Source organism: Streptomyces sp. NPDC127084, from assembly GCF_042724175.1.
GTDB lineage: Bacteria > Actinomycetota > Actinomycetes > Streptomycetales > Streptomycetaceae > Streptomyces.
Map to the genome: position 1 here is coordinate 33,749 of NZ_JBHXFA010000050.1, position 10,332 is coordinate 44,080.

Sequence of the window (10,332 nt, forward strand, 5' to 3'; positions counted from 1 at the left end):
CCGATCACCAATCAGACCGTCAAACGGTCCTCGTCGCCCCGCCCGCGCCGGGGACGCATCGATTCCTCGACCGTCGGCTCGATCCGGGAGAGCTGCGCCAGCAGGCTGTTCAACCACACCTCGAGGTCGATGAGCATGGGCAGCGGACGGTCGTCCGTGGGGGCCGGGAGCCGGGCGGTGTCCGTGGCCCGGGGCCGGGAGTCGTCATCGGCGGCGAGCTCGGCGATGTAGTCGCTGGTCTCGCCCAGCCGGGCCGCACTGTCCCGAGCCCAGCTCGCCGCCTTGCGCGGCACCCGCACCACCGGCAGATCGATCCTCGGCAGCCACAGCGCGCCGGTGAGCAGCTGCTCCGTCGCGGTCAGCACTCCGTGCCAGTCGGCGTAGGGCCCGGAGGACAGCGGCGGTTCACTGCGGGACTGGGCGTAAGCCGCCTCGGCGAGCCGCAGCCGGTGCAGGGCGTGCAGCGTCGAAGGCGGCGGCTTCGCTCCGGGCGGGTCGGCCAGCAGCACTTCGACCGTGCCCGTGACCAGGGGACGGAACGAGCGCAGCAGATCCGCCATGGTCCGGCGCACCTCACGCCGGGCACCGGCCGGCCAGGCGATCAGTCCGCACAGCAGTCCGACCACGCTGCCGGTGAGGATGTCGATGACCCGCTGCTCCGCGAGCTGCCATGACGCGGGTGCGATCTGGGCGAACGCACAGGCCACCACCAGGGTGAACAGCGCCTGAGCCCAGGCGATCCCGAGCATCGGCCCCAGCGCGAAGGCGGCGAGCATGCCGGGCACGAACACAGCCGCGTAGACCACGGAGTGCTGGCCGAAGCCCGCGAGCAGCGCCCCGGCGGCCACCGCTCCCACGAGGTTGCCGAGCAGGGCCTGGCGGACCGCAGACCAGGTCTCTCCCGCGGTGGTACGGCCCAGCGTCAGTACCGCGAGCAGCACCCAGAACCCGTGCGCCAGGTCCAGCGATCCCGCCACGAGTCGTGCGAGGCCGAGGCCCAGGGCGATGCGTACCGCGTTCTGGAACATCACCGAGTGCAGGGTCATGTTCCCGATCAGGCGCCTGGCCCAGAGGCGCGGTGTGCTCAGGTCCGCGTACCAGAACAGTTCCTGCGGCGGGATCGGATCCGTCCTACGCCCCTCAAGGCCCACCCGGATGGCGGTCTCCACGATCCGTGCGGTCTCCGCGATGCCCAGCACCAGGGCCTGCCGCCGCAGCAGGGGCACCGGCGGTACGCCATCGGGTGGTCCGATCGCCTGCCCGATCCGCAGCGACTGGAAGTCGGTCATGGCGTTCTCGAGCAGTCCGGGGAGCGCGGGCGGGCGGCGCCCGCGTAGGGCCACCGCTGTGTCCGTGCACAGTCCGGCGACCCGTTCGAGCAGCGTGTCACAAGAGGTGTGGGCGAGTTCCCTGGCACCCGCGGACTGCATCGAGTCCTGCCCCGGTGCGGTGCCGTGTGCGTCCGGTCCGGGTGCGCGGTTGGTCTCGCCGTAGCGGGCGAGCTGGTCGAGGAGACGGCGGACCGCGTTGCCCCCCTGGGCCAGGGCCCGGTCGCTGCGACCGGGCCCGGCCGGGCGTTCGGCCGGAGGCAGTTTGGAGAACCGCAGCTCCTGGCCGGTCGCGCGGAGCCGCTCGGGCGGGATCGCCAAGGGGTTGGCGGCGGCGATGGCGGCGAGGTCGAGTGCGTCCGCCAGCCGGGTCCGGTAGCCGGGCGACGCGGGCGCGGGGAGCAGGAACACCTCGAAGGCGGCGAGCAGCAGCACACCCACCGTGAGTCCGGCCAGCCGGAGCACGAGGGTGTCAGGCGCGTAGGGCGGGAAGCAGGCCAGGATGTAGAAGAGCTGGAGTCCCGGGGCGGCACCGGCCGGCAGCGGGCCCGCGACCGCCGAGAACGCCAGGCAGAAGCCGACGACCAGCATTCCCAGCACCGCGGCCCAGGTGTGTACCGCCAGCAGAGTGCCCAGGGTGACCAGCAGCAGTGCCACGGGCAGGGCCTTGAGCATGACGACGGAGCGCTGGTGTCCTGACCCCGGGATGGGGGAGAGACCGCCGAGGGCGATGGGCGCGAAGAGCGCGTACAGCGCCAGTTCCGGTTGCGGCTGGGGGAGCGCGTAGAGGAAGACGTAGAAGCCGATGCTGCTGGCGGCGGTCACCCGGATCGCACGGTGCACGATCTCGGTGCGCTCCGCCTTGGTCTTGCCGGTCATGGCGGGGCCTCGCCGAAGGGGCGCGTCCGCGCGGCCGGAGCCGACTCAGCGCGCATGGGCACATTCCTCTCCGCCGGCGGCGCCGTGGGGCGCCGTGAGCCGGGACGCATCCCATTGTGGGTCGGGGCCGTTCCCGCCGCAGCCCGGCCGGTCATCCGGCGCCGACGCGCGGTGCTGTCACGCGGCAGGGCGGTGTGTACGCGACCGGGCGCGTCCGGATCGCGGGGAGCAGGGGCCGGGGCGACGATGGTGCAGCGGGCGCGGGGGTGGACGCCGACGGTGGTGCGGGGCGGGGGCAGGCGTCGGAGGAGTCAGGCGTCACAAGGCGGTAAGGCGGCGGAGTGCGGCCGGACGGCCGGGCGCTCAGACGGTCGTCAGGCGGTCGTCAGGAGGTCATACGGTGTACTTGCTCGTCCCGGTGGTGTTCGCGCTCGCCGCGGCGCTCAGCAACGCCATCGCCACCGTGCTCCAGCGCAAGGCCGCGACCAGCGTGCCGAGCTCCCAGGGCCTGCGCGCCGGGCTGTTGCTCGATCTGCTGCGGCGGCCCGTGTGGCTCATCGGGATCGTGGCCGTCATCGTCGCGGGACTCTGCCAGGCGCTGGCCCTCAACACCGGGCCGCTGACGGTCGTCCAGCCGCTGTTCGTCCTCGAACTGCCCCTCACCCTGATCGTGGCCTCGCTGCTGATGCGCCGGCATCTCGCCCGCAGCGGCTGGATCGCCGTGGCGTGCGTGGTGGTGGGGCTCGGCGTCGCCCTCGCGGCGCTCGCCCCCACGGGCAACCGCACGCATGTCCCGTTGGACCGCTGGCTGCCCGCCCTCATCGGCTGCGTCGCGGCGGTGGTCCTACTCTCCGCCGTGGCCCTGCGCCGTCCTGAGGGCCGGATGCGCGCCGCGTGCCTGGGCACCGCCACCGCTATCTGCTTCGCCCTGACCGCGGCCCTGATGAAGCAGGCCACCCACATCCTGGACGACCTTGGGGCCGTGGCGTTCTTCACCGCCTGGCAGACGTACGGCTTCGCGGCGGCGGGCATGGCGGCGCTCTTCCTGCTCCAGAACGCCATGCAGGCGGGCCCATTGGTCGCCTCCCAGCCCGCGATCACCCTCGGCGACGCGATGGTGAGCCTCGCCCTCGGTGTCGTCGTCTACGAGGAGCAGGTCCGCTCCGGCTGGTGGATAGTGCCCCAGCTGCTCGGGTTCGCGCTGATCGGGCTGGGTGCGGTGACCCTGGCGCGGATCCCGCTCACCCAGGATCTGGTGGCCCCCGACGACACCGCCGACGACCCCGCACCGGCCACACAGCCGCCACCGTGAGTCCAGGCCCTGAACAAAGTCCGCCAGAGTTGGCCAAAACGGCATATAAAGCGTTTCATTGCAGGTGAAAGGGTCACGCCAGGCGCCCGAAGGAGGCGGCCCACTATGACCACACACCCGAGTATCGAACAACACCCTGACCTCGCGGAGATGCGCGCTCGATTCGAACGCGCGACCGCCACCCCGCGTGCCCAGGCGATAGAGACACTGGCCCTGCTCACGGGCCTCTACCTCGCCGCATCGCCCTGGATAGCCGGCTTCAACGGCCTTACCACGCTGGCCGTAACCAACCTGATCACCGGCGTGGCCTATGTGCTGTGCATGAGCGGTGTCGGCTCCGCCTACGAGCGGACGCACGCCATGGCGTGGTGCGCCATCGCGATCGGGGCATGGACGATCATCAGCCCGTGGGTCGTCGCAGGCGGCGTCGCCACCACGGCCACGATCGTCAACAACGTCATCGTCGGCCTCCTGGCGCTCTGCCTGGGTGTCGCCATGGCCGCCATGAGCGGCGGAACGACCGGTGGCCGCCGCTCCGGCGGTCTGGGCTCGCTGCGCTGACGTATCGCTACCGCCCCCGCTGACACGGCCGGCCTTCAGCATCTGCCGGGCCCTCAGCGCCACCCGGGCCGCGGACCGTTTCCTGGCCCGCGGCCCCCTGCGAAGTTCCCCGCGGCCCTGCGAACTCCCTGCGGCCCTGCGAAGTCCCTACGCTGTGAACGTCTTGCGGCCTCGGCCGTCCCCGCCACCCCGGCGAGCACCCTTCAGCCCTTCACATGCGCGATCAGCAGCGCCACGTCGTCCTGATCGGTCCCGGCACGCAGCGATTCGAGCAGCCGGTCACATGTCTCCTCAAGGCCCGCGCGGGGCCCGTCGAGCAGTCCGAGAAGCACATTGAGCCTGACGTCGATGTCCTCGTCGCGGGTCTCGACCAGCCCGTCCGTGTAGAGCACGAGCCGGTCGCCCGGATCGACGTCCACGGTGACCGCGCGGAACGCGACCCCACCCACGCCGAGTGGTGCGCCCGTGGGCAGTTCGAGCAGTCGCGGCGGGCCGTCGGGCCGCACCAGAACCGGGGGCAGGTGTCCCGCCGCGGCGATGGTGCAGTGCCCCTGGTGGGGGTCGTAGAGCGCGTACAGGCAGGTGGCGATGTACGAGCCGAGGCCGATGGTGATGTCGTCGAGGTGGCGCAGAACCTGTGCCGGATCGAGGTCGAGCGCCGACAGGGTGCGGGTGGCCGTGCGCAACTGGCCCATCGCGGTGGCGGCGTTGATCCCGCTGCCCATGACATCCCCGACCACCAGCGCGGTCCTGTCCCCGCTCAGGGGCAGGATGTCGTACCAGTCGCCGCCGACCTCGCTCGCGGCACCGGCCGGCTGGTAGCGGGAGGCGACGTCCAGACCGGTCACCGGTGGCGGCTGCTGGGGCAGCAGACTGCGCTGGAGCGTCAGGGCGGTGTTGCGCTGCTGCTGGTACCAGCGCGCGTTGTCGATGCACACGGCGGCACGGGCGGCCAGCTCGGAGGCGAGCAGCACGTCGTCGGAGTCGAAGGGGAGCTGGTTGCGGAACCGCTTGAGGTCGAGTGCCCCGAGCACCTCGCCCCGGGCGATCAGCGGTACGGCGAGATACGAGTGCACTCCCGCCTCGGCGAGCAGGACCGCCGCGTCGGCATCACGCGCGATGCTGATCAGATCGTCCTCGCCCACGTGCGGGATGACCACCGGCGTGCCCGTCCGTACGCATCTGGTGACCAGCCGGGCGGCGTCGTACCGGGCGAGTTCACCGGGCTGGTCGGCCGCCTGCAGCGCGGGCGTGGGCTCAGCGGCGGTGACCGCGAGTGCGCGTATCACCGCCCGGCCACCCGCCGGGATCTGCTCGCGACGGCCCTCGACGGCCGAGTCCAGGACATCCACGGCCGCGATGTCGGCGAGCTCCGGTACCGCGATGTCGGCGAGCTCCCGCGCCGTCTGGCGCAGGTCCAGCGTGGTGCCGACGCGTACCGCGGCGTCGGCCACCGTCGTCAGCCTCCGCCGGGCCCGTTCGGCGGCCTTGGCGGCGTGGTGGCGGTCGGTCACGTCCACGACCGACGCGGCCAGGCCGAGGATCCGCCCTCCGGGGTCCTCCAGCCGGTACAGGGAGACCGACCAGGCCCGCTCGGTGCCGGGCTCGGCCGGGATCCGCCCGACGACCTGCCGGTCCAGCACGGGCGTACCGGTGTCCAGGACCTTCCGCATCGAGATCTCGATCGTGCCGTCGTCCTGGAACGGCAGCGTCTCGCCGGCCCGGCGGCCGATCTGCTCGGCGGTCGGGATGCCGTTGATGCGTTCCAGCGCCGCGTTGACGGCGACATAGCGCAGATCGGCGTCCAGCACCGCGAGCCCGATGGGGGACTGGTCCACCAGGCGCACGGACAGCGCGAGGTCCCGTTCGACACGGCGCAGGGTGGACTGCTCGGTGGCCAGGCCCAGGGCGTAGTAGCCGCCGTGTACGTCCTGGAGGCGCATGTTGCGCATCTCCAGATACCGGATGCCGCCGTCCTTGTGCAGTATCGGGAAGACCCCGGCCCAGCTCTCACCGCTGCCCATGACCTGGGCGAACAGATGCACGACCAGATCGACGTGCTCGTCGGCGACCAGCAGCCGGGCGGCGTACTGGCCCAGCGCCTCCTCCGCCGTGTAGCCCAGGAGCTGTTCCGCCTGCGGGCTCCACAGGGCGATCTGGCCCTCGGAGTCGAGCACGATCGCCGCCATCCGCAGGACGTCGAGCAGGCCCCCCGGCGGGGCAGGCCCGAACTCCATCTGGCCGACCGGCGCCGGCCCAGCGGAGAACCCGTCCGTGCCACCCATGCCCAGCAGCTCCTCCCGCCGTCACGGCGTGCTCGTACCCTCCCCCTGACCGCGCGCGTTCCATACTCCCCCCGCGACCATGGACACGCACCCCCCGCGCACGGATCGGGACAGGGCCGTGATCCTCGGAGAGTTCCCCCGATCGGCTCCCGCCCACCCGCCGGGCGACTCCACCCGCCCGCCGGCCGACCCGGGAAGCCGGCCGGGAAGTCGCCGGGAAGCCCCTCGTGACCCTCTGTCCGCATAGTGATCACCTTCCGCCGCCCGCCCCAGCCCACAGCCAGGGGCGCTATGTTGAGCACGAATGGGACAAGAAGGAGGCACACGGTGCCATCAGGGCAGCAGCAGGCGCGGGCGCAGGCCTCCGCGATCACACCGGGACGGCAGGCCCCGGACGCGGAACCGTCCCCGGCGGACAAGGTCCGTGCCCTGTTCGGCGGCCACCGCCTGTCCCCGGGGCAGCGCCGCATCGCGCAGTACATCACCGACCATCTGACCGAGGCCGCGTTCCTGTCCATCACGGATCTGGCGGAGCGGGTGGGGGTGAGCCAGCCCTCCGTCACGCGCTTCGCGTCCTCGCTGGGCTTCAGCGGCTATCCCGCGCTCCGCGAAGCCCTCCAGCCGATCGCCCTGAGCGCCGTGGCGGGTGCCCAGGACACGGGCGAGGCGGACCGCCGCAACGAGCTCCAGGCTGCCGTGGACGCCGAGATCGCCAATCTGGAGAGCCTGCGCCGGGTACTGGCCAACCCCGACCAGGTGCTCGCCCTTGGCCGCGCTCTGGCCCAATCGGTGCCCTTGACGATCCTCGGTCTGCGTATCTCCGCCTCGCTCGCGGAGTACTTCGCGTACGCCGCCAGGCGTATTCACCCTGATGTGCGACTGGTCTCGCGCGGCGGCAGTGTGGCCTACGACGCCCTGCTCCAGTCCCGGGAGGCGGGCGGCACCTGGGTGCTCGCGTTCGCGATGCCGCGGCATGCCAAGGAGACCCTGGCGGCGGTGCGGGCGGCTCGCCGGACGGGGCTCCGCACCGCCCTGATCACGGATCTCACGCTGGGGCCGCTCGTGGACGAGGCTGATGTGGCCCTCACCGCGGCAACGGGATCACGCCTTGTTTTCGATTCGTACGCGGCGCCTGGCGTGCTGTCCGCCGCCGTGCTCCAGGCGATGGCGGACGCCGACCCCGAGCGCACCCAAACCCGCCTTGAGCAGTACGAGCAAGCCGCGGACCAGCACGACTTCTTCCTGGAGGACTGAGGGGGCCGGGGCCGCAGCGGCATGGGCGTTTTCAGCCATCCATCAGCATGAAATTTTTCATACGCTTGCTTACTTGGCAGTATATTTATTTACTGTCCTTGGCACCCGGACGACACTCCTCCTCGTCGGACCCGACGGTGTTCTGTTCCGGGCACTCCGCTCCCCTCGGAGTGCCCGACCCGGTGGCCTCGGTCAACCCCTGGGCCGGGGCCACCGGGCCGTACAGCCCCGGCTGACGGCGTTCCGGGGACACGCTGACCCAGAGACACGCTGAGCCGGTGATCCGTGGCGGGCCGGAAACGGGCTACGGTCACCGAGGTGAAGATTCGCCCCGGTCGTCCCTGTCCGCTCGGCGCCACCTACGACGGCACCGGCACCAACTTCGCCCTGTTCTCGGAGGTGGCCGAGAAGGTCGAGCTCTGTCTGATCGACGACAACGGCGCTGAGGAGCAACGAGTCGCGCTGACCGAGGTCGACGGTTTCATCTGGCACTCCTACCTGCCGCGCGTGGAACCCGGGCAGCGCTACGGCTTCCGGGTGCACGGGCCCTTCCAGCCCGGCGAAGGCCACCGCTGCAACCCCGCCAAACTCCTCCTCGACCCCTACGCCAAGGCCATCGACGGGCAGATCGACGGGCATCCCTCGCTGTCCGGCCACCGGCTCGACCAGCCCGGGGAACCCGGAGCGGCCATTGAACCCGGTGCACCGGACGTACCCGACGACAGCGACAACCTCGGCCACACACCGCTTTCCGTGGTGACCAACGCCTTCTTCGACTGGGGCAACGACCGTCCGCCCAGCCGCCCGTACCACGAGTCCGTGATCTACGAGGCGCATGTGAAGGGCCTGACCCGGACCCATCCCGGACTACCCGAAGCCATCCGCGGCACCTACGCCGGTATCGGGCATCCGGCGGTCATCGAGCACCTCACCGCGCTCGGGGTGACGGCGATCGAGCTGATGCCTGTGCACCAGTTCGCCCAGGACGGGCATCTGCGGCAGCGGGGGCTGTCCAACTACTGGGGCTACAACACCATCGGATTCTTCGCACCGCACAACGCCTACGCCTCCACCGGCAGCCGCGGCCAGCAGGTGACCGAATTCAAGAGCATGGTCAAGGCCCTCCACGAGGCGGGCATCGAGGTCATCCTCGACGTCGTCTACAACCACACCGCCGAAGGCAACGAACGGGGTCCCACCCTGTCGTTCAAGGGCATCGACAACGCCGCCTATTACCGTCTGGTGGACGGCGACCGCCGCCACTACTACGACACCACCGGCACGGGCAACAGCCTGCTGATGCGGCACCCCAACGTCCTCCAGCTCATCATGGACTCGCTGCGCTACTGGGTCACCGAGATGCACGTGGACGGCTTCCGCTTCGACCTCGCCGCCACCCTCGCCCGGCAGTTCCACGAGGTGGACCGGCTCTCCGCCTTCTTCGACCTGGTCCAGCAGGACCCGGTGATCAGCAGGGTGAAGCTGATCGCCGAGCCCTGGGACCTGGGCGAAGGCGGCTACCAGGTCGGCAACTTCCCGCCGCTGTGGTCGGAATGGAACGGCCGCTACCGCGACGCGGTCAGGGACTTCTGGCGCGGTGAACCCTCGTCGCTCGCCGAGTTCGCCTCCCGGCTCACCGGTTCGTCCGACCTCTACCAGGACGGCCGCCGCAGACCGCGGGCGAGCGTCAACTTCGTCACCGCGCACGACGGTTTCACACTGCGCGACCTCGTCTCCTACGACGAGAAGCGCAACGACGCCAACGGCGAGGACGGCAACGACGGCGAGAACCACAACCGCTCGTGGAACTGCGGCGCCGAAGGACCCACCGGCGACGCGGCCGTACGGGAGCTGCGGGCACGGCAGCAGCGCAATCTGCTCACCACCCTGCTGATCTCCCAGGGTGTGCCGATGCTGGCCCACGGCGACGAACTCGGCCGCACCCAGCAGGGCAACAACAACGCCTACTGCCAGGACAACCCACTGTCCTGGGTCGACTGGGACCTGGACCGGGAACGGCGGGACCTGCTGTGCTTCACCCAGCGGCTGGTACGGCTGCGGGCCGGCCATCCGGTACTGCGCCGACGGCGGTTCTTCCACGGCGAGAGCGACGGCAACGGCATCGCCGACCTGCTGTGGCTCCGCCCGGACGGCGAGGAGATGCGAGCGGAGGACTGGGCGCGGCCGGACGCCCGTGCCATCGGCGTGTTCCTCAACGGGGACGCCATCACGGAACCGGACGCGTTCGGGGAGCCGGTCACCGACGACACGTTCCTCATCCTGCTCAACAGCCACCATGAGCCGGTCGACTTCCGCCTGCCGGACCGTACCCACGGCGACAGCTGGTCGGTCGAGGTGGACACCGCGGCACCGGCGGGTGACACCGACGAGACAGCGGTCAAGGCCGGTGCCCGGGTCACGGTCGAGGCGCGCGGCACACTCGTCCTCGTACGGGATCGGCCCACCGCCGGTCGCCGATCGGGCGGCGACCCGGCTGAGTAGACACCGCCCGGGCGGAGGCCCGGAACGGGCCCCCGGGTCGGCGGCGCAGGCGGCAGGACCCGGTGCCGGACAACACACCTGGTGCTGTGGCCGGATAGGTTCACCGGCTCGCGACGCCTGCACGGCACCTCGCTGCGTTGTCGAATCACCCGAGTACATCCAGTACGAGGGCGATCTCCCCCTGCCTTCGGCGGGGGGACCCCCCCCGCCT

6 protein-coding genes are annotated in these 10,332 nt (G+C 71.2%); 4 read left to right on the forward strand and 2 right to left on the reverse strand.

Annotated features, from left to right (window positions below; all coding sequences use genetic code 11):
* Positions 1 to 11: 11 nt before the first annotated feature.
* A complete protein-coding gene (locus ACFWI9_RS14525; RefSeq protein WP_387161884.1) occupies positions 12 to 2,207 on the reverse strand; it encodes an FUSC family protein in 2,196 nt (731 codons plus the stop codon).
* A gap of 400 nt (positions 2,208 to 2,607) precedes the next feature.
* Here ACFWI9_RS14525 and ACFWI9_RS14530 point away from each other — a divergent pair, with 400 nt between their 5' ends.
* A complete protein-coding gene (locus ACFWI9_RS14530; protein ID WP_387161886.1) occupies positions 2,608 to 3,519 on the forward strand; it encodes a DMT family transporter in 912 nt (303 codons plus the stop codon).
* Between the two features lie 105 nt (positions 3,520 to 3,624).
* Entirely contained in the window at positions 3,625 to 4,080 is a 456-nt protein-coding gene (locus tag ACFWI9_RS14535; protein WP_387161888.1) for an SPW repeat protein, read from the forward strand.
* Between the two features lie 203 nt (positions 4,081 to 4,283).
* On the opposite strand, the gene ACFWI9_RS14540 is transcribed toward ACFWI9_RS14535, so the two are convergent.
* On the reverse strand, positions 4,284 to 6,365 hold the full coding sequence (locus ACFWI9_RS14540; RefSeq protein WP_387161890.1) for a SpoIIE family protein phosphatase: 2,082 nt from the start codon (positions 6,363 to 6,365) through the stop codon (positions 4,284 to 4,286).
* A 327-nt stretch (positions 6,366 to 6,692) separates the two neighbouring features.
* Between ACFWI9_RS14540 and ACFWI9_RS14545 the strand changes: the two genes are divergently transcribed.
* Together ACFWI9_RS14545 and glgX are read left to right on the forward strand one after the other, a co-directional pair.
* Positions 6,693 to 7,619, forward strand: a complete 927-nt coding sequence (locus ACFWI9_RS14545) for a MurR/RpiR family transcriptional regulator (protein ID WP_387161891.1) — start codon at positions 6,693 to 6,695, stop codon at positions 7,617 to 7,619.
* Between the two features lie 318 nt (positions 7,620 to 7,937).
* The gene (gene glgX, locus ACFWI9_RS14550) at positions 7,938 to 10,121 is read left to right on the forward strand and encodes a glycogen debranching protein GlgX (RefSeq protein WP_387161893.1); all 2,184 of its coding nucleotides are present in this window, start codon (positions 7,938 to 7,940) and stop codon (positions 10,119 to 10,121) included.
* Positions 10,122 to 10,332 lie beyond the last annotated feature (211 nt).

Coding starts and splice junctions, on each gene's coding strand:
- ACFWI9_RS14535 (WP_387161888.1), top strand. CDS start 3,625: ATGACCACACACCCGAGTATCGAACAACACCCTGACCTCGCGGAGATG.
- ACFWI9_RS14525 (WP_387161884.1), bottom strand. CDS start 2,207: ATGACCGGCAAGACCAAGGCGGAGCGCACCGAGATCGTGCACCGTGCG.
- ACFWI9_RS14540 (WP_387161890.1), bottom strand. CDS start 6,365: ATGGGTGGCACGGACGGGTTCTCCGCTGGGCCGGCGCCGGTCGGCCAG.